Raw genomic sequence first — 23,632 nt, forward strand, 5'->3', positions numbered from 1 at the left:
ATGACGGGGAGGACGATCATGAACAACTTCTGGAGCATCGTCTGGTGGTTCTTCTGGTGCTTCGCGTTCATCGCGTACCTGTTCGCGCTGTTCGCGATCATCGGCGACCTGTTCCGCGATCGAAAGCTGAACGGCTGGTGGAAGGCGGTGTGGATCATCTTCCTGATCTTCGTGCCGTTCCTCACGGCGCTGATCTATCTGATCGCACGTGGCCGCGGGATGGCGGAGCGTAGCGTGAAGGAGGCCGCGGACACGCAGGCCGTGGTCGACGCGCATATCCGCGAGGTCGCGTCGTCGAGCCCGGCCGACGAGATCGCGAAGGCGCAGCAACTGCTGGTCTCCGGCACCATCACGCAGCAGGAGTTCGACCACCTGAAGGCGCGCGCCCTCAGCTGAGGGCGGCACACCGACCTCGGGTGTCGCAGCATCCAACCCCTGCGCTGCGGCACCCGGACGTAGGGTCTGTCAAAAGGAAGCCTGTGCCGCGATCTCCTTCACCAGCGCGCTCGAAGGAGATCGCAGGCGGATCGCGGGAACTTCTCCTGTTTCAGGGGGTGGGCGCCGCCGCCCGCTCCGCGGAGTCGAGGATGGCGTCGACGCCCATCCGGAAGATGTCTTCGTCGCGCAGGTCGCGCAGCTCGGCGGCGACCGAGGCGATGTGGGAGTGGATGAGCGGGTCGACCAGGAGCGGGCCCTCGAACCACGCGTTGCTGGCGCGGGTCTCGCCGTCGCCGCCGCCCGCCGTGGTGCGGCCGCGGGCGATGCCGGCCGCCTCCGACAGCACGTAGGACGCGAACAGCGCGTAGTGGCGCACCAGGTCGGAGCCGTCGAGGCCGGCTTCCGAGAACGCGGCGAGGATGTACTCGATCGTCGCGAGCTCCGCCGGGCCGTTGGTGGTGAGCACCGTGGCCTCCAGCGCGATCGCCGGGTAGAGCACGAACGTGTCGAGCGTCGCGCGGGAGAGTGCGCGGAGTCGGTCGCTCCACGCGCCGTCCAGCGCTGAGACCTCCGCGAGCGCGATGGCCTGCACCTCGTCGAGCAGTGCGCGCATGAGGTCGTCCTTGCCGCGGAAATGGCGGTAGACGGCGGTCGGGTCGACGCCGAGGGCGCTTCCGAGCGCACGGATGGAGATGGCGGAGGTGCGTGGCCCCGCCGCGATCTCGAGCCCAGCCCTCACGATCGTCGCGCGGTCCAGGCGCTTCGAGTGGTCGTGCGTCATCGCTTCTGTCACGATCCAACGATAGCGGATGCCAACAGTCATGTCAGCACTGTTGACATTGGCGTTGAGATCGTCTTAGCATCGGCTCGATCCACTCGACGACGAAGGGAATCGGCACAATGGCCGACGCAGCAGTGAACCGGGCAGGCGACCGGGCGGACGTGATCCTGACCGGCGGTCGGATCTTCACAGGAGCGGGGCAGCCGGTGAACGGCCAGGCCGTGCTGATCGCAGACGGGCGGATCCTCGGCATCGTGCCGCAGGCGTCGGTGGAGGACCACCTCGACACCGCGACCGAGGTGATCGACCTGAACGGCGCGCTGCTCAGCCCGGGCTTCCAGGACGCCCACATCCACCCGGTGGGCGGCGGCGTCGAGCTGCTGCAGTGCTCGCTGGCCGATTCCGCCGACGCGGCCGAGACGGTGCAGCGGGTGGCGGCGTACGCCGCGGCCAACCCCGAGGGCTGGATCCTCGGCGGCGGCTGGTCGATGGATCACTTCCCCGGCGGTGCGCCGGCGCGCGGCCTCCTGGACGCCGTGGTCGGCGACCGCCCGGTGCTGGTCGCCAGCCGCGACCACCACAGCGTCTGGGCGAGCACGGCGGCGATCCGCCTCGCCGGGCTCGACGCGAACACCCCCGACCCGGTCGACGGCCGCATCGAGCGCGAGGCCGACGGCTTCCCCGCCGGCACGTTCCACGAGGGTGCAGGCGACCTGTTCGACGCCGTCAAGCCGGAGATCGACGACGAGCTCGCGTACGCCGGCCTGCTCCGCGCCCAGTCCGAGCTGCTCGCGCTCGGCATCACCGGATGGCAGGACGCCATGATCGGCACTGTCGCCACGATGCCCCCGAACCTGCCGGCCTACCGTCGTGCACTGAAGGAGGACACCCTCGTCGCACACGTCCGCGGCGCCCAGTGGTGGGTGCGCGACGCCGACGCCGAGCAGATCGCCGGGATGGTCGAGCGCCGCGACGAGTTCCGCCGGCTCGGCGACGACCGGTTCGACCTCGGCACCGTCAAGATCATGGTCGACGGCGTCGCCGAGAACTTCACGGCGGCGATGAAGTCGCCCTACCTCGACGCACACGGTCACGAGACAGACAACGCGGGGCTGTCGTTCATCGATCCTGCGCACCTCGCCACGTACGTCACCGAGCTCGACCGGCTCGGCTTCCAGGTGCACTTCCACGCCCTCGGCGACCGCGCGGTGCAGGAGGCCCTCGACGCCGTCGAAGCCGCGCGCGCAGCGAACGGCGCGAGCGACGGACGGCACCACCTCGCGCACCTGCAGGTCGTGTCGGAGGAGGACGCCGCCCGGTTCCCCGCGCTCGACGCGATCGCGAACCTTCAGGCGCTCTGGGCCTGCCACGAGACCCAGCTCGACGAGCTGACGCTGCCGTTCCTCGACGCCGCACTGGAGGCCAGGCAGTACCCGTTCGGCGACCTCGACCGGGCGGGAGCCCGGCTGGCCGCTGGCAGCGACTGGCCGGTGTCGAGCGCCGACCCGCTCGCCGCCATCCACATCGCCGTCAACCGGGTCTCCCCGGGTTCGGGCGATGCGCCGCTCGGCGGAGAGCAGCAGCGACTCGGCCTGGCGACCGCGTTCGCCGCCTACACGTCCGGCTCGGCGTACGTGAACCACCGCGACCACGACACCGGGACGATCGCGCCGGGCTACCGCGCCGACCTGGTCGTCATCGAGCCCGACCCGTTCTCGGTGCCAGCCGACCGCATCCACGAGAGCACCGTCGTCTCGACCTGGGTCGGCGGCGTGCCCGTGTACGTGCGCGACGCCGCGACCGTGCCGACGACCGCCTGACCCGACCGCACCGCACGACCGCACCGCACCCCACCCACAGCGCCCCCACCACAGGAGGATTCACGAAATGCCTCGACACCGCACCCGACGCCGTCTCGTCCTCGCGACGGCGGCCGTCCTCGTCACGGGCCTCGCGCTCGCCGCCTGCTCTCCCGCCGGCTCCGGTTCCCCGTCGACGGGCGCGCATCCGTCGTTCCAGCTGACGGCGCAGACCCCGGCGCCCTCCGGGGACATCGGCTCGTTCACCTGGGTCTCCTACTCGGAGCCGTACTCCCTCGACTACGCCTACGCGTTCGACTACTCCGACAACCAGGTGCTCTCGAACGTCTGCGAGTCGATGCTGCGTCTCAACCCGGACTACACGATCACGCCGGGCCTCGCCGAGTCGTACAGCAACCCCACCCCGACGACGTGGGTCTACGAGATGCGACCGGGCGTGACCTTCCACGACGGCACTCCGATGACCGCCGCGGACGCTGTCGCCTCGATGCGCCGGCACCTCGACCCGGCCGTCGGCTCGTCGTGGTTCTCCGTCTACCAGAACGTCGCGTCGATCGACCAGACCGGGCCGATGGAGGTCACGGTCACCCTGACCAAGCCCGACTCGCAGTTCAACCTCGGCATCAGCGGCGCTGCCGGTGTGGTGGAGTCCGCTGCCACGCTCGCGGCGAAGGGCAAGAACTACGGCAACTCGACCGGGCTGGTCAACTGCACGGGACCGTTCGAGCTGACCTCCTGGAAGTCGGGCGAGTCGGTGACGCTGACCCGCTACGACAAGTACTGGGACCCGAAGCTGAAGGCCAAGGCCGGCACGGTGAAGATCCTCTTCATGACCGACCCGAACGCGCGCGTGAACGCGCTCACCTCCGGTCAGGTCGACGGCGGCTGGATGGTGCCGACCGAGGCGATCACCAAGCTCAACACCTCCGACGCCGGGAAGCTCTACTTCGGCCTCAACACCGCGGTCGGCAGTCTGATCGTCGGCAACCTCAAGGGCGTCCTCGGCGACCTGAACGTGCGCAAGGCGCTGCTGATGGCGATGGATCGCCAGGGCGTGGTCGACGCTGCGGTCAAGGGCTACGGCTCGGTCACGAACGCGCTCACCACCGAGTCGGTCTGGGGCCAGGCGTCCGACGCCACCAGGAAGCAGGCCTTCAGCGGGCTGGAGCCCTACAAGTACGACGTCGCCGCCGCGAAGAAGCTGGTCGAGAAGGCCGGCGCGACCGGCAAGACGATCACCATCCGCACCGCGCCGATGGGGGCAGACTTCAGCGTCGTCGCCCAGGCCACGGCGGCCGCGGCGGAGTCGATCGGGCTGAAGGCGAAGATCCAGACGATGACGCCGGACTCGTACACCACTCTGTTCTCCGACCCGACGGCACGCCAGGGCGTCGACCTGTTCTACACCTCCTGGTACCTCTCCACGCCCGACCCGTTGGAGATGTACGGCGTGCTGCGCACCGGCCAGTTCAGCAACTACGGCAACTGGTCCGATCCGAGCTTCGACGCCCTCGTCGACCAGGCGGTCGCGATCGCCGACCCGAAGGCGCGCGCAGAGAAGTCGGCCGAGCTGCAGAAGATCGCGAACCAGCAGCTGCCGTGGCTGCCGCTCTTCCAGGGGCCGATGACGGTGTTCGTCGGCAAGAAGATCACCGGAGTCGCGCCGTCCGTGGCGTTCCTCTACTACCCCTGGGCGGCCACGATTGGCGCACGGTAAGGCGGCCGCGCGGCGGGTCGCGGGCAAACTCGGCTCGCTCCTGCTGACGCTGTTCCTCGCCTCGCTCCTGGTCTTCTTCTCCCGCTTCCTGGTTCCCGGCAATCCGGTGAGCTTCCTCCTCCGGGGACGCAAGCCGTCCCCGGAGGCGGTGGCCCAGGTCACCGCGGAGTTCGGTCTCAACCTTCCGCCGTGGCAGCAGTACCTGAACTGGCTCGGAGGGATGCTGCACGGCGACTTCGGCCGGTCGCTGCAGTACCGCCAGGCTGTGGCCACGGTGATCGGCGACCGACTCCCGGTGACCCTCGGGCTGGTCGTGATGGCCGGCGTGATGATCACCGTGGTCGGCCTGATCGCCGGAACGGTCGCGGCGCTCAATCACGGCCGGATCGCCGACCGCGCGACCCTGACCCTGCTGACCGTGCTGGGGGCGATCCCCTCGTTCGTCGGCTCGATCGTCCTGATCTCGCTCTTCGCCGTGCAACTGGGCTGGTTCCCGGCCTTCGGGTCGGGCAGCGGGTTCCTCGACATGGCCTACCACCTGGTGCTGCCGTCGATCGCGCTGGCGATCGTCTTCGTGGTCCTGATCGGAAAGGTGACGCGAATGTCCATGGTCGAGCAGCTCGGCCGGGAGCACGTGGAGGTCGCGACCAGCCGTGGTCTCGGCCGGGCGACGGTCGTGCGACGGCACGTGTTCCGCAACGCGATCGGCCCGATCCTGACGGTGAGCGGAATGCTCGTCGCGGGCCTGCTCGTGGCGACCTCCATCGTCGAGTCGGCGTTCGGCATCTCCGGGATCGGCTCACTGCTCGTTCAGTCGGTCGACCGGCTCGACTTCCCCGTCGTGCAGGCGATCGTGCTGCTGGTGGTCACGGCGTTCATCGTGGTGAACGCGATCGTCGACCTGCTGGAGCCGGTCATCGATCCGCGCGCAGCGGCGGGGGAGGCCGGACGATGAGCGCCCCCACACCGACTCTCGCCCTGAAGGTGATGCGCTCGACGGTCCGCCGGCCCGCCCGCCTCGGCTTCACGGTCGCCATCGTCGTGCTGGCCGTGATCGCCCTTGCGGCCGTGTTCGCGCCGTTCATCGCACCGTACGACCCGGACCACGTCGACTTCTCCGCCGTGTACGCGAACCCGAGCCCCGCGCACTGGCTGGGCGCCGACGCCCTCGGCCGCGACACCCTGAGCCGGATGATCTTCGGCGCGCGCACGGCGCTGCTCGGCCCGCTGCTGGTGGTCATCGCCTCCACGCTCCTGGGCATCGTGCTCGGACTCGTCGCCGGCTGGCGGGGAGGCTGGCTGGACGCCACGCTCGCCCGCATCTTCGACGTGCTGTTCGCCTTCCCGTCGTTGCTGATCGCGATCATGGCGGTGGCCCTGTTCGGCAAGGGGCTGGTGGCGCCGGTGATCGCCATGAGCATCGCGTACTCGCCGTTCGTGGCCCGCCTCACGCGCCAGCTCGTTGCGACGGAGCGCTCGCGCCCGTACGTCTCCGCCTACCGCGTCCAGGGCTTCGCGGGGTCGTGGATCGCCGTGCGCCGCGTCCTGCCGAACGTCGCGCCGACCGTCGGCGCGCAGTCCACGCTGAACTTCGGCTACGTGCTCGCGGAGCTCGCAGGCCTGTCGTTCCTCGGCCTCGGCGTCCAGGCGCCGACGGCCGACTGGGGCGCGATGATCAACGAAGCCCAGGCCGGGGTCGCCGGCGGGTACTTTCTGCCCGCGATCGTCCCCGCCGTCGCGGTCGTGATCGTGGTCGTCGCCGTGAACGTGATCGGCGAAGAGCTCTCGGACCGCATTGGTGGAAGGACGCCGGCATGACCTCCACGTGCCCGGGCCGCGCGGGCGGCCCCCTGCTCGAGATCTCCGGACTGAGGCTCGACCTCCCGGCTCCCAAGCACGGCACCGCCCGGCAGCTGCTGCACGGCATCGACCTCGCGGTGGCCGACGGCGAGACCGTGGGGCTCGTGGGGGAGTCCGGCTCCGGCAAATCGCTGACTGCGCGCACGGTGCTCGGCCTGCTGCCCGACCGGGCGCAGACCTCCGGTTCCGTGCTGCTCGACGGCACGAACGTGCTCACCGCGAACCGGGCCGAGCTGAAGCGGCTGCGGCTCTCCACCGCGGCCATGATCTTTCAGGACCCGCGCGCGGGCATCAACCCGATGCGCACGCTCGGCGACCATCTCACCGAGGCGCTGCGACTCGGCGAGGGCCGGCCGGCGGCGGAGGCGCGGGCGCGGGCGATCGAGCTGCTGGCGGCGGTGCACCTGCCGCATCCGGAGGAACACCTGCGCCAGTACCCGCACGAGTTCTCCGGGGGGATGCTGCAACGCGTGATGATCGCCGGCGCGCTGGCCGGCTCGCCGAAGCTTCTCGTCTGCGACGAGCCGACGACCGCCCTCGACGTGACCACCCAGGCGCAGATCCTCGACGTGCTCGCCGAGCAGCGCGAGCAGCGGGCGATGGGAATGCTCTTCATCACCCACGACCTGACGCTTGCCGCGGCGTTCTGCGACCGCGTCTACGTGATGCGCGAGGGCAAGGTGGTCGAGCAGGGTGCTGCCTCCCAGGTGCTGCGCAGGCCGGCCAACCCGTACACGCAACGGCTGGTCGCGGCGACGCCGACGATCGAGGTCACCGGCGACGAGCCGCGCGAGCGCACGGAGCTCGACGCGGACGGCGTGCTCCGGCCTCCCGTGCTCGTCGTGCACGATCTCGCGAAGACCTACCAGATCCGCGGTCGCGGGCCCCTGCGGGCCGTCAGCGGTGCGACGATCGCGATTCCGGCTGGTGAAGCGCTCGGCGTCGTGGGGGAGTCCGGGTCGGGCAAGTCCACGCTCGCGCGCATGATCGTCGGCCTCGAGCAGCCGGACGCCGGCACGGTGTCGATCGACGGCGCTGTGCAGTCCGGGAGGCCGCGCACCCGCGCCGACCGGCTCCGGCACGCGCGCCGCATCCAGATGGTGTTCCAAGATCCGTATCTGTCGCTCGACCCGCGCATGAGCGTCGGCCGAGCGGTGGAGGACGCCCTGCGCCTCCACCACCCCGGTATCGCCACGGCGGATGCGCGCGCCCAGGTGCTCGCGCTGCTCGGCCAGGTGGGGCTCGTCGAAGCGCACGCCCAGGCGTTGCCGCGGACGCTCTCCGGCGGCCAGCGGCAGCGGGTGGCGATCGCGCGGGCCCTGGCCATCGAACCGGCCGTGCTCGTCATGGACGAGGCCACGAGCGCGCTCGACGTGTCTGTGCAGGCGCAGGTCCTGGACGTGGTGTCCGACATCCGGCGCGACCGCGGGCTGACCGTGCTGTTCATCAGCCACAACCTCGGCGTCGTGCGCACGGTGTGCGAGCGGACGGTCGTGATGCGCTCCGGCGAGATCGTCGAGAGCGGCCGCACGGTCGACCTGCTGTCGAACCCGCAGCACGAGTACACCCGTCTGCTGCTCGACTCGGTGCCGCGGGCCGAGCCCGACCGGGTGGCGTGACCGCGCCCGCCGCGCTGCGCCACCGTCCATCCCCTTCCGACCCATCCCGTTCCGACCCATTCCGTTCCGCCAGAGGAGCTCCATGCCCCACACGACCGTCTTCGAACGGCACGCCCCCTCCGCCTCCGCAATTGCGCACCTCTTGGAGGGCAGCAAGCACGGCTCGTTCTGGATCGCCGACGCACCGGCCGCCCGGCGCCCGGCGGTCGAGGAGCCGCTCCGCGCCGACCTCGCCGTCGTGGGCGGGGGCTACCTCGGCCTGTGGACCGCGCTGCTCGCCAAGCAGCGGGACCCCGGCTCGCGCGTGGTGCTGCTGGAGGCCGAGCGGATCGGCTGGGCGGCCTCCGGTCGCAACGGCGGCTTCTGCGAGGCCAGCCTCACGCACGGTGAGGTCAACGGTCGCGCCCGGTTCCCGAAGGAGTTCGACCGCCTCCAGCAGCTCGGCCGCGAGAACCTCGACGAGATCGAACGCACCCTCGCGGAGCTGAACGTGGACGCCGACTTCGAGCGTACCGGCGTGCTGAACGTGGCGGTCGAGCCCCACCAGGTCGCCTGGGCCGAAGAGGCCGCCGCCGACGGCGACGGCGAGTTCCTCGACGAGGACGCGGTGCGCGCCGAAGTCGACTCGCCCACCTACCTCGCCGGCGTCTGGAACCGCAGCGACGCCGCCCTCGTGCACCCGGCGAAGCTGGCGAGATGTCTCGCGGAGGCGTGCGAGGCGCTCGGCGTGAAGCTCTACGAGGGATCGTCGGTCGACGGCGTGCAGACCGACGGGTCCGGCCCGGTGCGGCTGGGCGTGAACGGCACGGTCGTCACGGCCGACCGGGTGGTGCTGGCGACCAACGTGTTCCCCGCGCTGCTCAAGCGCAACCGGCTGATGACCGTGCCGGTGTACGACTACGTGCTGATGACCGAGCCGCTCACGGCCGGCCAGCTCGCCGACATCGGATGGAGCAACCGGCAGGGGCTGGCCGACATGGGCAACCAGTTCCACTACTACCGGCTCTCGCACGACGGCCGGCTGCTGTTCGGCGGCTACGACGCGATCTACCACTACGGCCGCAGGGTCGAGCCCGCGTACGAGGAGCGGCGCGCGACGTTCGAACGGCTCGCCGGGCACCTGCTCACGACATTCCCGCAGCTGGAGGGCATCCGCGCGACCCACCGCTGGGCCGGCGCGATCGACACGTGCAGCAGGTTCTGCGCGTTCTACGGGACCGCTCGCAAGGGGCGGGTGGCCTACGCGAGCGGGTTCACCGGGCTCGGCGTCGGCAGCACGCGGTTCGCCGCGCGGGTGCTGCTCGACCTCCTGGGCGGCACACCGACCGAGCTGACCGAGCTGAAGATGGTCCGCACGAAGCCGACGCCGTTCCCGCCGGAGCCTCTGGCGAGCACCGGCATCAACCTCAGCAGATGGGCGCTGAACCGCGCCGACCACAACGAAGGGCGCAGGAACGTCCTCCAGAAGACCCTCGATGCGGTCGGTCTCGGCTTCGACTCGTAGCGCGACTCGTAGCGCGAGCCGCACCGGACCCGTAGGGTCTTACCGAGGGCCCCTTCCGGACTGCCCTCCGCCACGATCACCCAGGGCCACGACCCCGTCACTGTAGGAATAAGGAGCAACATGAGCTACGCCGTGACCAATCCCGCCACGGGCGAGACGGTCAAGACCTTCGACACGATCACCGACGCCGGCCTCGAGGCCGCGATCGCGTCGGCCGACAACGCGTACCGCACCTGGTCGAAGACGACCACGGTCGAGGAGCGCGCGGCGCTGGTGCGCCGGGTCGGTCAGCTGCACGTCGAACGTCGCCAGGAGCTGGCCGACATCATCGTGCGCGAGATGGGCAAGCCGGTCGAGCAGGCGCTGGGCGAGGTCGACTTCGCCGGCGCGATCTACGAGTACTACGCCGACCACGCGTCGGAGTTCCTGAAGGACGAGCCGATCCAGCTGCTCGACGGCACCGGCTCCGCCGTCGTGCGCCGGTCGGGCCTCGGCGTGCTGCTCGGCATCATGCCGTGGAACTTCCCGTACTACCAGGTCGCGCGCTTCGCCGGCCCGAACCTGATCATCGGCAACACCATCCTGCTCAAGCACGCCGAGCAGTGCCCGGAGTCGGCAGCGGCCATCGAGAAGATCTTCCTCGACGCGGGCTTCCCCGAGGGCGCCTATGTCAACATCTACGCGTCGCACGACCAGATCGAGACGGTCATCGCCGACCCGCGCGTGCAGGGCGTCTCGCTCACCGGCTCCGAGCGCGCCGGCGCGAAGGTCGCCGAGATCGCCGGCCGCAACCTCAAGAAGGTCGTGCTGGAGCTCGGCGGGTCCGACCCGTTCATCCTGCTGTCGACCGATGACCTCGACGCCACCGTGCAGAACGCCGTCGACGCGCGCCTCGACAACAGCGGGCAGTCCTGCAACGCGGCCAAGCGCTTCGTCGTCGCCGACGAACTGTACGACTCGTTCCTGGCCAAGTTCACCGCCAAGCTCGCCGAGGTGGAGGCCGGCGACCCGACGAGCGAGAGCGCGGCACTGGGCCCGCTGTCGTCGCTTCGGGCCGCCGAGGGCCTCGAAGACCAGGTGCAGCGCGCGGTCGCGGCCGGGGCGACGCTGGTGCGCGGCGGCGGCCGCAACGGCGCGTTCTTCGAGACCACGGTGCTGACCGACGTGACGCCGGACAACCCTGCCTCCAAGGAGGAGTTCTTCGGGCCGGTCGCGCAGGTCTTCCGCGCGAAGGACGAGGCCGAAGCGGTGCGCATCGCGAACGACACCCCGTTCGGCCTCGGTTCGTACCTCTACACGACCGACCCCGCGCAGGCCGACCGCGTCGCCGACCAGATCGAGGCCGGCATGGTCTTCGTCAACGTCGTGCTGGCCGACGGCGCGGAGCTGCCCTTCGGCGGCGTGAAGCGCTCCGGCTCCGGCCGCGAGCTCGGCCGCTTCGGCGCCGACGAGTTCGTCAACAAGAAGCTCATCCGCATCGGCGGCTGAGCGCCCTCCCCACCCGAAGATTCGTCACGAATGTCACCATTCGTGCCACGAATATCGACATTCGTGACGAATCTCGGGGGGAGTTGGCTTGCCGCGGGCGACTGGCGTGCGCGACAGTGTCAGCGTGAATGAGCTTCCGATCGTCTACTGCCGCGGGTACGCCGGCCCGACCAGCCAGATCGACGCCACGGTCAACGATCCCTTCTACGGCTTCAACGAGGGCGCCACCCACACCAGGGTCAACGGCGACGGCGATCCGAAGTTCTACCAGTTCGAGGGGCCGCTGCTGCGGCTGCTCGGCGAGCACGACTACCAGGTGCTCGTGCGGGGGAGCCAGAAGGAGCTGCTCGCGACGGCGGTCGACGGCACGCTTCCGCAGAAGTCGATCTGGATCCACCGCTTCTACGACGAGGCCGCGACCACCTACGCGGCGCCCACGCCCCGCTCGGGCAACCTGTTCGACCGGGCGATCACCTGGACAGAGGACCTCGTGCGCGAGCACACCACGGCTCAAGGGTTCGACATCGAGCAGGCGGCGCGCGAACTCTACGATCTCGTCCTCCTGGTGCGCGAGAAGACCGGCGCCCCGAAGGTGTTCCTCGTCGCGCACTCGATGGGCGGCCTGGTAGCGCGCTGCATGATGCAGAAGATCTGCGAGGAGGACGGCCGCATCCCCGCCAAGGAGCTCGTCGCCAAGTTCTGCACCTACGCGACCCCGCACGGCGGCATCGTCTTCACCGGCGGCCTGATGAACTGGCTGATGGAGACGTTCGGACCGGCCGGGTCCGACATCTTCTCTCCTCCCAAGATGTACGGGTATCTGACGCCGGGCAAGAAGTTCGGCGACAAGCCGTTGGGCGAAGCGTGGGATCCGCGCGTCATCCCGGCCGACATCTTCGACGTCGACGACGTGTTCTGCATCGTCGGCACCGACTCCACCGACTACAACCTGGCCAAGCTGGGCGTCGGGCCGCGCAGCGACGGGCTCGTGCTCATCGAGAACGCGTACGTGAAGGGCGCGCACCGCGCCTTCGTCTACAAGTCGCACTCCGGCCCGTACGGCGAGGTGAACTCGGAGGAGGGCTACCAGAACCTGTCGCGCTTCCTGTTCGGGCACTGGGCGGTGCAGGTGGAGTTGAGCTCGCTGCCTCCCGCAGCGGCGGTCGACGCCCACCCGGACGTCGCCTGGCAGGCCGACCTCCAGCTCGCCATCCGCGGGCTGTCCGTGCTCATCACCGAGCAGAAGGCGGTGCACTACAACCCGGTGCAGCTGAACGCCGAGATCGCGCAGCATGCGCCGGGAGCCCCTGGCGACGACTCGGTGGACGCGCCGATCCCGCTGGTGGGCACGTTCCTGTTCTCGAAGGAGCCGCCGAGCGACCTCCCACCGACGAACGTGACGCCGGGAGTGGGGGACGACCCGGCGCCGGCAGTGCCCTCGACGACAGCGACCGCGCCGGCGGCGGCCGCGCAGAGCGAGCCTCCCCGCCAGGGCTGGTGGCATCGCTTCCTCGACTCGTTCAGCGCGGGCGAGGACGAGCAGGAGCGCGAGGCGCCCTCGCTGGAGCCGGTCACTGTCGCCCTCGACAACCCGCTCGATCCGACCCTCCCGGCCGTGGCCGCTGCAGCGGTGGCGTCGGTGGCGCACGACCTCGCGCCGCAGGCGGCGGCTCCCGTCGGCAGCTATGCGCAGCTCAGCCAGGACCTCTCCCGGTACGCGCTGACCCTGCGCGTGTATCAGGTCATCACGCGCAACGGCGTCTTCGACTTCAGCAGCAACCTGGAGCAGGTCGGCGACTGGCAGGACGTGCTCATCGTCGACATCGGCCGCTCCGCCGACGGGCGCTTCGGCGCCTGGACCGGCTGGAACAGCGCGGTCCCCGGCGCGATCAACCAGCTCGGCCAGATGGCGAACGAGCTGACGCTGACCCCCGACCCCCAGAACCCGAACGTCATCCGCGCCGCCCTCCCGCTCCCGGATGCCGCGCGGGCGCTCCCCGTGTTCGGCCCGGCTGCACAGCTGGCCTTCACGATCACGAACCGGGACGCGAACCGGTAGCCCTCGATGGAGTAGCGTCGGCCGCATGACCGCCGTCGTGCCGAACGTCGAGAGCCGTGACCACCCGCACCACCACCACGGCTGGTGGTGGAAGACCCTGCTCGCGGGCCTGGGGCTGTGGGTCATCACGATCGTGGTCACCGCGGTCACCGGCAACAACAACCTCGTGCCGACCCTCATCCTGCTGGGCAGCTTCCTCGTGCCGTTCTGCGTCGTCCTGTTCGCGATCGAACGGGTGACCGGGTCGATCAGCACCCTGCAGCTCATCCTGGCGTTCTTCGTCGGCGGGATCTTCGGCGTGCTCGGGGCGTCGCTGCTGGAGGCCGACCTCCACGAGAGCTTCTGGGTGTACGGGCTGGTCGGGCTGATCGAGGAGTTCGTCAAGGTCGTGCTGCTGGTGATCTTCGGCTGGCGCACCGTGCCGAAGACCGCGAAACAGGGCGCGCTCCTCGGTGCGACGATCGGCGCGGGGTTCGCGGCGTTCGAGTCGGCGGGGTACGCGTTCAACGCGGCCATCACCTCCCGCGGCATCGACCTCGTCTCGCTGCTGGAGACCGAGCTGGTCCGCGCCATCCTGGCGCCGGTCGGGCACGTGATGTGGACGGCCATCCTCGGCGCCGTGATCTTCGGTGCGGCGGGCGGAGGCCGACGGTTCCGCTGGTCGTGGTGGATCCTGCTCGCCTACGCGTGCGTCTCCCTGCTGCACGCAGCCTGGGACTCCGCCGCCGACATCGCGTCGTTCTTCGCGGTGCTCTTCACCGGCGACGCGCTGCAGCAGTTGCAGAACGGCGCCCTGCAGCAGAGCACGGCGAATCAGGTGGAGGCCCTGGCGATGCTGCTCTACGTCATCGGGCTGGCGTTCGTGTCGGCTGTCGGCATCGTCACGCTCGGGCTGGTGCTGCGGCACTACCGCCGGGTGGAGCGGGATGCGGGTGCGGAGGCGGTCGAGCCGCGCGCGGAGGAGGCCGCGCCGCCTCTCACCTGAGCCGCACGTCACCGACCCGCACGCCGAAGGGCACGTTGTTGTCCCTTTCGGGCGCCGAAAGGGACAACGACGTGCCCTTCGATCGCCGACGCGTCACGCGTGCCGCTCCGACGGCGTGATCGGGCCGGGACGGTCGGCGTAGGTGCGGCCGGTCACGACCAGGCGCAGCAGCGCCGCTGTCACGTCGTACCGCTCCGCCAGCTCGGCCAGTGGCGCGCCGGCGGCGTAGGCCTCGCGGATGCTGCGCACCTCGTCGTCGCCGAGCCGGTGGCGGTGCGGCTCGGCGATCGGGCCGCCGTGCGCCGCGTGGCTGCTGCCGCGGACGATGAGGCTGACCCGCTGCTGGCTGGTGCCGAACCGTCGCGCGATCTCGGTCTGCGAGACACCCTCGCTGTGCAGGCGCCGCATCTGCACGACCTCGTCGTCCTCACCCGCCGTCTCGGCGACCCCGGTCGTGGCGCCGCGGACGACGGAAGCGATGGTCCAGTGCGAGACGCCGAAGGCCTCCGCGACGGCCGCGCGGTCGTCGCCCGCGGCCAGACGCTCGCGGATGCGTTCGACCTGCTCGACGGTCAACGGCCGGGCGCGGGCGGCGACGGAATTGGTGAGCGGACCGCCGACGTCAGCGAAGGCGCGGCCGGACGCGATGTTCGAGACCATCTGGTGCGAGATCCCGTAGCGCTCCGAGATGGCGGCGCGCGGGGTTCCCGCGGCGATGGCCTCGCGGATGGCCACGACCTCCTCGCTGGTCACCTTGCGGCTCTTGCCCGGCAGGATCGGGCCGCCCGCCTCCAGCCGCGATCGACCGGTGACCAGGCTCGACACCGTGTTCTGGCGCACGCCGTACTCGTCGGCGAGCTGCACCTGGCGGGCGCCGGCCGCGTACTTCTCGCGCAGCTCGCGCACCTGCGCGTCGGAGAGCGGGACGGAGACCATGAGGCGAGAGTAGCGGCGAGCACGGCCGGGACGGAACGACCGACGCGCCCGGTCGGCGTTCGTCGTGCGCCGATCACTCCGGAAAGCGGCGTTTGGCCAGCGGGGGCAGCGGGTCGCCGCCGGCCGCGAGTCGAGCACGGTTGGCCTCCCGCAGCACCGACCAGGCGTCAGCGACTGGACCGACGTGACCGAGCTTGTCCGGGTTGATGACGCTGCGGATCGTCTGGATGCCGCCCGGCACGATCTCCAGCACCATCGTGTTGACCACACCGCCGTCGCGGTCGCGGAACACCGCACCGGGTTGCCCGTTGATCTCGCGGGGCTCGACGATGCCGCCGATCGCCTGGAACGGTCCCGACATCGCCACCAGCACGTGCGCCACGTTCTCCACGCCGACGATCCGCTGCGCCCACTGCGGGGCCTTGCCCCCGCCGTCGCCCACCATGTCGACGTCGGCGACCAGCAGCGCGCGCAGCGCCTCCACGTCTCCGGCGCGGAAGGCGTCGAAGAACCGACTGGCCAAGGCCTCCCGCTCAGCGCGGTCGGCGTCGAACCGCGGGCGCCCGTCGTCCATGTGCCGCCGGGCGCGCACGGCCAGCTGCCGGCACGCGGCTTCCGACCGGCCGACGGCCGCGGCGATCTCGGGGAAGTCGAACGCGAACACCTCGCGCAGCACGAACACGGCGCGCTCCAGCGGGGAGAGGCGTTCGAGCGGCAGGAGCGCCGCCATCGACAGGGAGTCGGAGAGCTCGGCCGCCCGCTCGGGATCCTCGTACGGGTCCGAGAGCAGCGGCTCGGGGAACCACGGCCCGACATAGGCCTCCCTGCGCACCCGGGCCGATCCGAGCACGTCGATCGAGACGCGGGTCACGACCGTCGAGAGGTACGCCCTGAGGGAGGTCGGCTGCACCTGTGCCGCCTCGAACCGCAGCCAGGTCTCCTGCACGGCGTCCTCGGCCTCCGTGACGCTGCCGAGGATGCGGTACGCGATCGAGAACAGCAGCGGCCGCAACTCTTCGAAGGTCTCGTCCTCACCGGTCACGTCAGGCCCTCCTCGAATCCTTGTCGCCACGACGGGTACCGCAGCGTCCAGCCCAGCTCCCGCTTCGCCTTCGCGTTGGAGAAGCCGCGGCCCTCCGTCATCATCATGACGGCCTGGTCGCCCGCCGCGATACGGGCGAGCCAGACCGGGACACGCCGTGGGGGCTTGGCCCCCGCGACCTTCGCCAGGTACGGCAGCCACTCGCTGGCGGGCGCCGGCTCGTCGTCGACGATGTCGAAGACGCCGGTCGCCCCCTGCTCGAGCGCCAGGACGGTGGCCGACGCCGCATCGTCGAGGTGGATCCACGAGCTGTACCCCTGGGCGCGGCCCACGAGCGGGTACTGCCGCTTGCGGACCATCTCCACCTGGTCGTCGGTCGCGCCGGGGCCGTAGAGGGCGCCGTACCTCAGCACCGTGCCTCCGAAGGCCGTCACCGCGTCCTCCACGTGCCTCATCGCCGCCATCACGGGCGCCGTCGGGGTGCCCTCGAACGTGTCGAGCGGATCGTCCTCCGTCTTGATCCAGCCGCCCTCGCGCAGGCCGTTCCAGCTCGCATAGCCCTGCGCCAGGAAGCGCGTGACGCCCTGCGCCTGCGCGGCGGCGAGCAGATGGTCGGTGCCCTCGACGCGCAGCCGGTTGGTCCCGGCGAACCACTGGTCCGGGTGCTTGATGTCGGGCTTGCCTGCGTGCACCGGGTTGATGGCGGTCATCTGGTGGATGATCGCCTCGGGCTCGGCCGACCCCACGGCGCGACCGACGGAGGCGGCGTCGAGCCCGTCCATGACCACGGCCCGCGCGCCCATCGCCTCGATCAGCCCGACCTTGGCGGCGGACGTCGTCGACGCCGTCACCGCGTGGCCGTGCTCGACGAGCTGGGGCACCAGCCGCCTCCCGAGCACACCGCTTCCGCCCGCTACGAACACTCGCATCCCGTCCACCTTCCGCTCACTGCGTACACCCCTCAGACGACGCAGCTCACGCCCGTGTGACACCGCGCCCTGCGCTATCGCCCCGCTGCGTCGGCATCGTTAGGCTGGTTTGCGAGGAACGGAGGTGTCATGGGCGACAACGGTCGGGGCAGGGTGTACGTGCAGTCGGCCCAGTGGGGGTTCTTCTTCTTCATCGCGTACATCGGGGCGGCGGTGTACTTCGTGTCGATCTCCGACGGCTCGTTCTGGGGTGTCGTGTGGGGGTTGCTGCAGGCGATCGTCTGGCCGGCGTTCGTCGTGTACCACGTGCTGGTGCTGCTGCACGTGTGAGGAGGCGGCTCGGGTTGTCGGTGCCCGCCGCTAGGGTTTCGGCATGGGGATGGACGCGGACGAGCTGATCGTGCCCGACGCCGCCGGCTGGCGCGCGTGGCTGGACGTGAACGAGGGCGTCTCCGACGGGGTCTGGCTGGTGCTCGCCAAGAAGGGCACGACCGATCCGACCTCCCTGACCTACGCGCAGGCGGTCGACGAGTCGCTGTGCAGCGGGTGGATCGATGGGCAGAAGCGCAGCCGCGACGCGACCACGTTCGTCGAGAGGTTCACGCCGAGGCGGGCGGCCTCGCTGTGGTCGCAGCGCAACATCGGCCTCGTGGAGGGGCTGATCGCCGAGGGCAGGATGCGCGAGCGCGGACAGGCCGAGATCGAGCGGGCCAAAGCCGACGGACGGTGGGAGCGCGCCTACGCCAGTTCGCGCAACGCGGAGATGCCGGAGGACCTCCTCGCCGCCTTCGAGGTGTCGGAGGCCGCAGCGGCCACCTTCGCGACGCTGAACGCGGCCAATCGCTACTCCGTGCTGCACCGCCTCATGACGGCACCGAGCGCGACGAGCCGCGGCAACCGCCTCGCGAAGCTCGTCGCCATGCTCGAGCGCGGCGAGACCCCGCACCCGCAGTAGCGGGCAGCTGCCCCGCTCCCGCGTTCCCGCACCTCCCGCAGTCCGAACGCCGAGGGGCACGTTGTTGTCCCTTTGGGTGCACGAAAGGGACAACAACGTGCCCCTCGGCAGTGGTCAGGGGGTGGGGGAGGCGGCGAGCCGGCCCTGCAGGAGCTGCCCCTGCAGGAGGGCCGTGAGGATGCGCGCGAGGCGCGGCTCTATGTCGATCAGCGCGTGCGACATCCGCGGGTCGGACGCGTAGAGGGCCGCGACCTCCGGCGAGGGGGTCGCGATCTGCCAGAACGTCCCGGCGAGGGAGGTCGCGGTGGCGACGACGTCGACACCGTCCTGCTCGCTCAGCCTCGGCAGGGCGGACCGCATCGCGTCGACGATGCGGTCGAGGCAGTCGCGGGTGGTGAGCTTGAAGGTCCGCACGGCGTCCAGCGAGACGTTGCGCTCGAGGTTGAGCGGCGCCTGCGCGAGAAGGTCGCAGAACGCGCCCCGCGCAGCGAGCGTGCTCGCGAACGCGGCGGCGACCGTGGAGGCCGTCGCCGGTTCCTCGGCGGCGATCCGGTCGCAGACGGCCGGCGTCCACTCGCGCCAGCCGTCGGCGGTGAGCCGCAGGAAGATCTCCTCCCGCGTCTCGAAGTAGCGGAGCATCGCCGACTTGTGCATCCCGGTCTCGACGGCGATGTCGGTGAGCGTCACCTGGCGGATGCCGTCGCGCGCGCCGAGCGTGCGCGCCGCCTGCAGGATCGCGGTCTCGCGGGCGTGCTTGGCCTCGGGGGACCGCGCGCGCTGGAAGTCGGCACGCTGCGGGTCGCTCGTCGTCATGGCTGAGAGTTTACCGCAACAGGGTTGCACAAAATAATGAAACGGTGTTTTATTAACGACATGCAGAAGACATGGTTCATCACCGGTTCCTCCCGCGGCTTCGGCCGCGAACTCGTCGTCGCCGCGCTGGAGGCCGGCGACCGCGTCGCCGCCACGGCCCGCCGCCCCGAGCAGCTCGACGACCTGGCCGCGCAGTACGGCGACCGCATCCTCCCGCTCGCCCTCGACGTCACTGATCCCGAGCGGGTGCGCGCGACCCTCGATGAGGCGCACGCCACGTTCGGGCGGCTCGACGTGATCGTGAACAACGCCGGCTACGCCAACGTTGCGCCGATCGAGACCGCCGACGATGCCGATGTCCGCGCCCAGTTCGAGACCAACTTCTGGGGCGTCTACACGGTGTCCAAGGCGGCCATCCCGCTGCTGCGCGCCCAGGGCGGGGGCCTCATCGTGCAGTTCTCATCGGTGGGCGGACGCGTCGGCGGCTCGCCGGGGATCGCGTCGTATCAGGCTGCCAAGTTCGCGATCGACGGGTTCAGCCGGGTGCTGCGCGCCGAGACGGCGCCGTTCGGCATCCGGGTCCTCGTGGTGGAGCCGAGCGGGTTCCGCACCGACTGGGCCGGCTCCTCGATGACGGTGCACGACATCCCCGAGGGGTACGAGCAGACCATCGGCGCCGTGAACACGCGCCTCCGGCAGAACCCGGAGGGTCCGGCGGGTGACCCGCGTCGGGCGGCGGAGATCCTCGTGGGGCTGGCCGGCCGCGACGACCTGCCGGAGCACCTGCCGCTCGGAGTGAACGCCGTGGAGATGTCGCTCGCGCAGGACCGCCGCTTGCTCGCCGACGACGAGCGCTGGGCCGCTGTCGGCCGCTCGGCCGACTTCGCCGAGGCCTACCCGGTGGCCTTCCCCGCCTGATCCTTAGGGCCTGCCGCGTCGAGCAGGAGGTGGAGGGCCGCGCGGAAGCGCTCGGCGTCGGCGGCGCCCAAGGGCGCGAGGAAGTCGGCCTCGGCGGCCGTGTAGGCGGCCAGTGCCCGGCGGAAGGCTGCGTGCCCCTCCGGGGTGACCTGGACGGCGTTGCGCCGCCGGTCCGCGGGGTCGGGCCGGCGGGTGACGGCCGCCTTGGCCTCGAGGGAATCGATGACGGCCACCATCGTGGTCTGGTCGACGCCGAGCAGGGCGGCCAGCGCCTGCTGCGACAGCGGCTCGTTCGCGATGAGCACGCGCAGTACCGCGTATTCGCGGCGATCCAGCCCGGTCGGGGCGAGGGCGTCGTCGGCCAACCGCTGCAATCGCAGGTGCACCTTCTTGACGAGGGGCCCGAGCGGCGCGTCGGTCGGAGGCGCGGAGCGGGTCATGGCCCGATCATAGCGTGTGCAAATCATCAGCTGGGCTGATTATTATGGCTACGAACGTTCGCATCGGACGCATTCCCACCCGAAGGAGCACGCATGAGCATCGAGCTCGAAGAGACCCCCGCCCTCGTCGTCATCGACCTCCAGACCGGCATCCTGGGTCACTCCACCGCGCACCCGATCGAGCAGATCGTCGCGAACTCGGCGCAGCTCGCCGCTGCGTTCCGCGCTGCCGGCCTCCCCGTCGTGCTGGTGAACGTCGAGGGCACGGCGCCCGGCCGCACCGAGCGCGGCAAGGCGTCGGGGCACGTGGGAGCGCGGAGCCTGCCGCCGCAGGCGACCGAGCTGCTGCCTGAGCTCGACCGGCAGCCGAGCGACATCCTCGTCACCAAGCGCACGCTCGGCGCGTTCGGGTCGACCGACCTGGACGCGAAGCTGAGGGAGGTCGGTGCCACGCAGATCGTGCTGACCGGCGTCTCCACGACCTCCGGAGTCGAATCGACGGCGCGCGCGGCCTTCGAGCTCGGGTATCACGTGGCCTTCGTCGTGGACGCGATGAGCGACGTCGCGGAGGCGCACGAGGCGTCGATCGCCTACCAGTTCCCCAAGCTGGGCGAGCTCGGCACCACGGCCGAGGTGCTGGAGCTGCTCTCCGCTCGCTGAACGGGGTGCCGTCGCGGCGCGCTACAGTTCCGATATGGATGTGCGCACGGCGACGACGGCCGACGTGGAGGCCGTCACCGCGACGCTGGCCCTGGCGTTCCGCGATGACCCCGTATGGGGCCCCGCCCTGATCGCAGCCGACGGCGGCACCGAGCATCTGCTGCCGTTCTGGCGACCCTATGTGGAGGGTGCCGTCGCCCACGGCACCCTGTTCCTGAGCGACGGTCCGGCGGGGGAGGCCGCGACGGTCGCGGTCTGGGTCCCGCCCGGGACCGACGAGTTGACGCCCGAGCAGGAACACCAGCTCGACGTGCTGATGGCGGACGTGCTGTCCCCCGAACGGTTCGCCGCCTACGAGCGGCTGCTGACCCTGTTCGAGGGGGCACGCCCGCGCGAACGGCCCCACATGTACCTGAGCCTGCTCGCCACCCACCCCGACCACCGCGGCCGCGGCATCGGACAGCAGCTGCTCGCCCAGAACCTCGCGCGCTTCGACGCCGCCGGCGTTCCCGCGTATCTGGAGTCGACCAACCCGGCCAACGACCACCGCTACGAGCGCGCGGGCTTCCGGCCGATCGGTGCCTTCCGCGCGGTGCTCGACGATGCTCAGGTGACGACGATGTGGCGGGAACCGGCGGTGCAGAAGGGGTCTTGACGGCGACCTCCCCGCTGCGGGACTCTCTGCGGTAGCGGCGCGGCCACCGGCCGTGCGGGACCGGAGGAGAGCACGTCATGAAGCAGAACGACCCGACTGCGCCCGTCGCCGACGCCAACGCCGCCCTCGTGGGGACGTTGCCGTTCGGTGACACCTCGGATTTCGACGACGCGGATCGAGGGTTCCTCGGCACCCTCGCCGACCCGGTGATCCGCGACGGCGACGGCAACGCGGTCTGGGACGCGTCGGCGTACGACTTCGTCGACGGCGATGCACCGGCGTCCGTCAACCCGAGTCTGTGGCGGCAGTCGAGGCTGGTCGCCAAGCACGGGCTCTTCGAGGTCGTGGAGGGCATCTACCAGGTGCGCGGGCTCGACCTGTCGGTCATGTCCTTCATCGAGACCGACAACGGCGTCATCGTCGTCGACCCGCTCATCTCGCGGGAGACGGCGGCGGCGGGGCTCGCGCTGTACCGCGAGCACCGCGGCGACCGTCCGGTGGTCGCCGTCATCTTCAGCCACAGCCACATCGATCACTTCGGCGGCGTCCTCGGCGTGGTGGAGAGCGCCGACCTGGAGGCCAGGCGGGTGCAGATCGTCGCACCGCACGGCTTCCTGGAGCACGCGATCGCCGAGAACGTCTACGCGGGAACGGCGATGGCCCGCCGCGCCGGGTACATGTACGGCGCGGCACTCACGCGCGGCCCCCAGGGCCAGGTCGGCGCGGGCCTCGGCCAGACCACCTCCACCGGGGAGGCGGGCATCCTGGTGCCGACGATCGACGTCAAGGAGACCGGGGAGCGGCACACGTTCGACGGGGTCGAGATCGAGTTCCAGCTCGCGCCGGGCACGGAGGCGCCGTCGGAGATGCACTTCCACATCCCGCGATATCGCGCGCTGTGCATGGCCGAGAACGCCACCCACAACCTCCACAACCTGCTGACGCTGCGCGGAGCGCTGGTGCGCGACCCGCACGTCTGGTCGCAGTACCTCACCGAGGCGATCGAGCGCTACGGCGACTCGTCCGACGTGCTATTCGCCTCACACCACTGGCCCACCTGGGGCGCCGAGCGCATCCGGCACTTCCTCAGCGTGCAGCGCGACCTCTACGGCTACCTGCACGACCAGACCCTGCGGTACATCAATCAGGGCTACACCGGCGCGGAGATCGCGGAGATCTTCGAACTGCCTCCCGCGCTCGTCGCCGAGTGGAGCACGCACGGCTACTACGGCTCGGTCTCCCACAACGTCAAGGCGATCTACCAGCGCTACATGGGCTGGTTCGACGGCAATCCCGCGCGGCTGTGGCCGCACCCGCCGCAGGCGCAGGCGGAGCGGTACGTCGCCGCGATCGGCGGCGTGGAGCGCGTGGTCGAGCTCGCCCGGCAGGCCTACGACGACGGCGACTTCCGCTGGGCCGCGACGCTGCTGGACCACGCGGTGTTCACCGATCCCGAGCACGCGGCGGCGAAGGCGCTCTACGCCGACACGCTGGAGCAGCTCGCGTACGGGTCGGAGAACGGCACCTGGCGCAACTTCTTCCTGTCGGGGGCCACCGAGCTGCGGGAGGGGAACTTCGGGACGCCGACGACCGCGAACGCGCCGGCCATCCTCATCCAGCTCTCGCCGGAGCAGCTGTTCGACGCGGTCGCGATCACCGTGGACGGGCCGAAGGCGTGGGACCTGGACCTCGCCCTCGACATCACGCTGACGGACCTCGGCCGCAGTTTCCACCTGACACTGCGCAACGGCGTGCTGATCTACGTCGAGCGCGAACCGTCCGGCGACGCGCCCCTGCACATCACGCTCAGCAAGCCGCGGCTGCTGACACTCGTCGGCGGCGACACGAGCTCCGACGGCCTACAGGTCGAGGGCGACCTCGGCGTGCTCACGAAGCTGACCGACGTGCTCGACGGAGGCGACCCGGACTTCGACATCGTGACGCCGTGAGGGCGGCGGCCGGGCGAGGGCGAGCGGCCGAACGCCGAATGTAAGGAAACGGTAAGGCCGCAGC

General features: G+C 70.7%; 22 protein-coding genes. 16 read left to right on the forward strand and 6 right to left on the reverse strand.

The window, feature by feature from the left end; all coding sequences use genetic code 11:
- Positions 1–396: an SHOCT domain-containing protein gene (locus JNB50_RS00905; RefSeq protein ID WP_243767853.1), complete on the forward strand. Its 396-nt coding sequence runs from the start codon at positions 1–3 to the stop codon at positions 394–396.
- Positions 397–547: 151 nt separating this feature from the next.
- Here JNB50_RS00905 and JNB50_RS00910 read toward each other — a convergent pair whose 3' ends face one another.
- Complete coding sequence (locus JNB50_RS00910) at positions 548–1,231, reverse strand: TetR/AcrR family transcriptional regulator C-terminal domain-containing protein (protein ID WP_307794546.1); 684 nt, start codon at positions 1,229–1,231, stop codon at positions 548–550.
- 107 nt (positions 1,232–1,338) lie between these two features.
- Here JNB50_RS00910 and JNB50_RS00915 point away from each other — a divergent pair, with 107 nt between their 5' ends.
- From JNB50_RS00915 to JNB50_RS00955, 9 genes are all read left to right on the forward strand, one after another.
- Complete coding sequence (locus JNB50_RS00915; RefSeq protein WP_208038230.1) at positions 1,339–3,039, forward strand: amidohydrolase; 1,701 nt, start codon at positions 1,339–1,341, stop codon at positions 3,037–3,039.
- A gap of 67 nt (positions 3,040–3,106) precedes the next feature.
- Positions 3,107–4,756 carry an ABC transporter substrate-binding protein gene (locus JNB50_RS00920; RefSeq protein ID WP_208038231.1) on the forward strand — a complete coding sequence of 550 codons (1,650 nt, stop codon included), beginning with the start codon at positions 3,107–3,109 and terminating at the stop codon, positions 4,754–4,756.
- Positions 4,743–5,711, forward strand: coding sequence for an ABC transporter permease (locus tag JNB50_RS00925; protein WP_208038232.1), 969 nt, complete (start codon positions 4,743–4,745; stop codon positions 5,709–5,711). Before JNB50_RS00920 ends, JNB50_RS00925 begins: the two co-directional genes overlap by 14 nt.
- Positions 5,708–6,574 carry an ABC transporter permease gene (locus JNB50_RS00930; protein ID WP_208038233.1) on the forward strand — a complete coding sequence of 289 codons (867 nt, stop codon included), beginning with the start codon at positions 5,708–5,710 and terminating at the stop codon, positions 6,572–6,574. Before JNB50_RS00925 ends, JNB50_RS00930 begins: the two co-directional genes overlap by 4 nt.
- Entirely contained in the window at positions 6,571–8,235 is a 1,665-nt protein-coding gene (locus JNB50_RS00935) for an ABC transporter ATP-binding protein (protein WP_208038234.1), read from the forward strand. The genes JNB50_RS00930 and JNB50_RS00935 overlap by 4 nt, the downstream gene beginning before the upstream one ends.
- A gap of 82 nt (positions 8,236–8,317) precedes the next feature.
- Positions 8,318–9,739 carry an FAD-binding oxidoreductase gene (locus tag JNB50_RS00940; protein WP_208038235.1) on the forward strand — a complete coding sequence of 474 codons (1,422 nt, stop codon included), beginning with the start codon at positions 8,318–8,320 and terminating at the stop codon, positions 9,737–9,739.
- Positions 9,740–9,859: 120 nt separating this feature from the next.
- Complete coding sequence (locus JNB50_RS00945) at positions 9,860–11,227, forward strand: NAD-dependent succinate-semialdehyde dehydrogenase (protein ID WP_208038236.1); 1,368 nt, start codon at positions 9,860–9,862, stop codon at positions 11,225–11,227.
- A gap of 124 nt (positions 11,228–11,351) precedes the next feature.
- A complete protein-coding gene (locus tag JNB50_RS00950) occupies positions 11,352–13,286 on the forward strand; it encodes a triacylglycerol lipase (protein ID WP_208038237.1) in 1,935 nt (644 codons plus the stop codon).
- Between the two features lie 25 nt (positions 13,287–13,311).
- Positions 13,312–14,271 (forward strand): PrsW family intramembrane metalloprotease, encoded by a 960-nt coding sequence (locus tag JNB50_RS00955; protein WP_208038238.1) that lies wholly within the window; start codon positions 13,312–13,314, stop codon positions 14,269–14,271.
- A gap of 93 nt (positions 14,272–14,364) precedes the next feature.
- Here JNB50_RS00955 and JNB50_RS00960 read toward each other — a convergent pair whose 3' ends face one another.
- The 3 genes from JNB50_RS00960 to JNB50_RS00970 form a co-directional block, all read right to left on the reverse strand.
- Positions 14,365–15,207, reverse strand: a complete 843-nt coding sequence (locus JNB50_RS00960) for a hypothetical protein (RefSeq protein WP_208038239.1) — start codon at positions 15,205–15,207, stop codon at positions 14,365–14,367.
- A gap of 73 nt (positions 15,208–15,280) precedes the next feature.
- Positions 15,281–16,249 carry an RNA polymerase sigma-70 factor gene (locus JNB50_RS00965; protein ID WP_208038240.1) on the reverse strand — a complete coding sequence of 323 codons (969 nt, stop codon included), beginning with the start codon at positions 16,247–16,249 and terminating at the stop codon, positions 15,281–15,283.
- Complete coding sequence (locus JNB50_RS00970) at positions 16,246–17,178, reverse strand: NAD(P)-dependent oxidoreductase (RefSeq protein ID WP_208038241.1); 933 nt, start codon at positions 17,176–17,178, stop codon at positions 16,246–16,248. Before JNB50_RS00970 ends, JNB50_RS00965 begins: the two co-directional genes overlap by 4 nt.
- A gap of 129 nt (positions 17,179–17,307) precedes the next feature.
- On the opposite strand from JNB50_RS00970, the gene JNB50_RS00975 reads away from it, so the two are divergent.
- Together JNB50_RS00975 and JNB50_RS00980 are read left to right on the forward strand one after the other, a co-directional pair.
- Positions 17,308–17,508 carry a hypothetical protein gene (locus JNB50_RS00975; protein ID WP_208038242.1) on the forward strand — a complete coding sequence of 67 codons (201 nt, stop codon included), beginning with the start codon at positions 17,308–17,310 and terminating at the stop codon, positions 17,506–17,508.
- A gap of 43 nt (positions 17,509–17,551) precedes the next feature.
- Positions 17,552–18,133 (forward strand): YdeI family protein, encoded by a 582-nt coding sequence (locus JNB50_RS00980; RefSeq protein ID WP_208038243.1) that lies wholly within the window; start codon positions 17,552–17,554, stop codon positions 18,131–18,133.
- Between the two features lie 114 nt (positions 18,134–18,247).
- On the opposite strand, the gene JNB50_RS00985 is transcribed toward JNB50_RS00980, so the two are convergent.
- On the reverse strand, positions 18,248–18,946 hold the full coding sequence (locus JNB50_RS00985) for a TetR/AcrR family transcriptional regulator (RefSeq protein WP_208038244.1): 699 nt from the start codon (positions 18,944–18,946) through the stop codon (positions 18,248–18,250).
- 60 nt (positions 18,947–19,006) lie between these two features.
- Between JNB50_RS00985 and JNB50_RS00990 the strand changes: the two genes are divergently transcribed.
- Positions 19,007–19,864, forward strand: a complete 858-nt coding sequence (locus tag JNB50_RS00990; protein ID WP_208038245.1) for an SDR family NAD(P)-dependent oxidoreductase — start codon at positions 19,007–19,009, stop codon at positions 19,862–19,864.
- Here JNB50_RS00990 and JNB50_RS00995 read toward each other — a convergent pair.
- Positions 19,840–20,304, reverse strand: coding sequence for a MarR family winged helix-turn-helix transcriptional regulator (locus JNB50_RS00995; protein WP_208038246.1), 465 nt, complete (start codon positions 20,302–20,304; stop codon positions 19,840–19,842). The two genes, JNB50_RS00990 and JNB50_RS00995, sit on opposite strands and share 25 nt — an antisense overlap.
- 93 nt (positions 20,305–20,397) lie before the next feature.
- Here JNB50_RS00995 and JNB50_RS01000 point away from each other — a divergent pair, with 93 nt between their 5' ends.
- From JNB50_RS01000 to JNB50_RS01010, 3 genes are all read left to right on the forward strand, one after another.
- The gene (locus JNB50_RS01000) at positions 20,398–20,964 is read left to right on the forward strand and encodes an isochorismatase family protein (protein WP_208038247.1); all 567 of its coding nucleotides are present in this window, start codon (positions 20,398–20,400) and stop codon (positions 20,962–20,964) included.
- 34 nt (positions 20,965–20,998) lie between these two features.
- Positions 20,999–21,619 carry a GNAT family N-acetyltransferase gene (locus JNB50_RS01005; RefSeq protein ID WP_208038248.1) on the forward strand — a complete coding sequence of 207 codons (621 nt, stop codon included), beginning with the start codon at positions 20,999–21,001 and terminating at the stop codon, positions 21,617–21,619.
- A 77-nt stretch (positions 21,620–21,696) separates the two neighbouring features.
- Positions 21,697–23,568 (forward strand): alkyl/aryl-sulfatase, encoded by a 1,872-nt coding sequence (locus JNB50_RS01010; RefSeq protein WP_208038249.1) that lies wholly within the window; start codon positions 21,697–21,699, stop codon positions 23,566–23,568.
- Positions 23,569–23,632 lie beyond the last annotated feature (64 nt).

Origin of the sequence: Leifsonia sp. TF02-11, assembly GCF_017565305.1 — a bacterium.
Classification (GTDB): Bacteria; Actinomycetota; Actinomycetes; order Actinomycetales; family Microbacteriaceae; genus Leifsonia.

Excerpts from the sequence above, each read along its gene's own strand:
- JNB50_RS00905 (WP_243767853.1), top strand. The coding sequence starts at position 1 with ATGACGGGGAGGACGATCATGAACAACTTCTGGAGCATCGTCTGGTGG.
- JNB50_RS00915 (WP_208038230.1), top strand. The coding sequence starts at position 1,339 with ATGGCCGACGCAGCAGTGAACCGGGCAGGCGACCGGGCGGACGTGATC.
- JNB50_RS00920 (WP_208038231.1), top strand. The coding sequence starts at position 3,107 with ATGCCTCGACACCGCACCCGACGCCGTCTCGTCCTCGCGACGGCGGCC.
- JNB50_RS00930 (WP_208038233.1), top strand. The coding sequence starts at position 5,708 with ATGAGCGCCCCCACACCGACTCTCGCCCTGAAGGTGATGCGCTCGACG.
- JNB50_RS00935 (WP_208038234.1), top strand. The coding sequence starts at position 6,571 with ATGACCTCCACGTGCCCGGGCCGCGCGGGCGGCCCCCTGCTCGAGATC.
- JNB50_RS00940 (WP_208038235.1), top strand. The coding sequence starts at position 8,318 with ATGCCCCACACGACCGTCTTCGAACGGCACGCCCCCTCCGCCTCCGCA.
- JNB50_RS00945 (WP_208038236.1), top strand. The coding sequence starts at position 9,860 with ATGAGCTACGCCGTGACCAATCCCGCCACGGGCGAGACGGTCAAGACC.
- JNB50_RS00955 (WP_208038238.1), top strand. The coding sequence starts at position 13,312 with ATGACCGCCGTCGTGCCGAACGTCGAGAGCCGTGACCACCCGCACCAC.
- JNB50_RS00960 (WP_208038239.1), bottom strand. The coding sequence starts at position 15,207 with ATGGTCTCCGTCCCGCTCTCCGACGCGCAGGTGCGCGAGCTGCGCGAG.
- JNB50_RS00970 (WP_208038241.1), bottom strand. The coding sequence starts at position 17,178 with ATGCGAGTGTTCGTAGCGGGCGGAAGCGGTGTGCTCGGGAGGCGGCTG.
- JNB50_RS00975 (WP_208038242.1), top strand. The coding sequence starts at position 17,308 with ATGGGCGACAACGGTCGGGGCAGGGTGTACGTGCAGTCGGCCCAGTGG.
- JNB50_RS00980 (WP_208038243.1), top strand. The coding sequence starts at position 17,552 with ATGGGGATGGACGCGGACGAGCTGATCGTGCCCGACGCCGCCGGCTGG.
- JNB50_RS00985 (WP_208038244.1), bottom strand. The coding sequence starts at position 18,946 with ATGACGACGAGCGACCCGCAGCGTGCCGACTTCCAGCGCGCGCGGTCC.
- JNB50_RS00990 (WP_208038245.1), top strand. The coding sequence starts at position 19,007 with ATGCAGAAGACATGGTTCATCACCGGTTCCTCCCGCGGCTTCGGCCGC.
- JNB50_RS00995 (WP_208038246.1), bottom strand. The coding sequence starts at position 20,304 with ATGACCCGCTCCGCGCCTCCGACCGACGCGCCGCTCGGGCCCCTCGTC.
- JNB50_RS01000 (WP_208038247.1), top strand. The coding sequence starts at position 20,398 with ATGAGCATCGAGCTCGAAGAGACCCCCGCCCTCGTCGTCATCGACCTC.
- JNB50_RS01005 (WP_208038248.1), top strand. The coding sequence starts at position 20,999 with ATGGATGTGCGCACGGCGACGACGGCCGACGTGGAGGCCGTCACCGCG.
- JNB50_RS01010 (WP_208038249.1), top strand. The coding sequence starts at position 21,697 with ATGAAGCAGAACGACCCGACTGCGCCCGTCGCCGACGCCAACGCCGCC.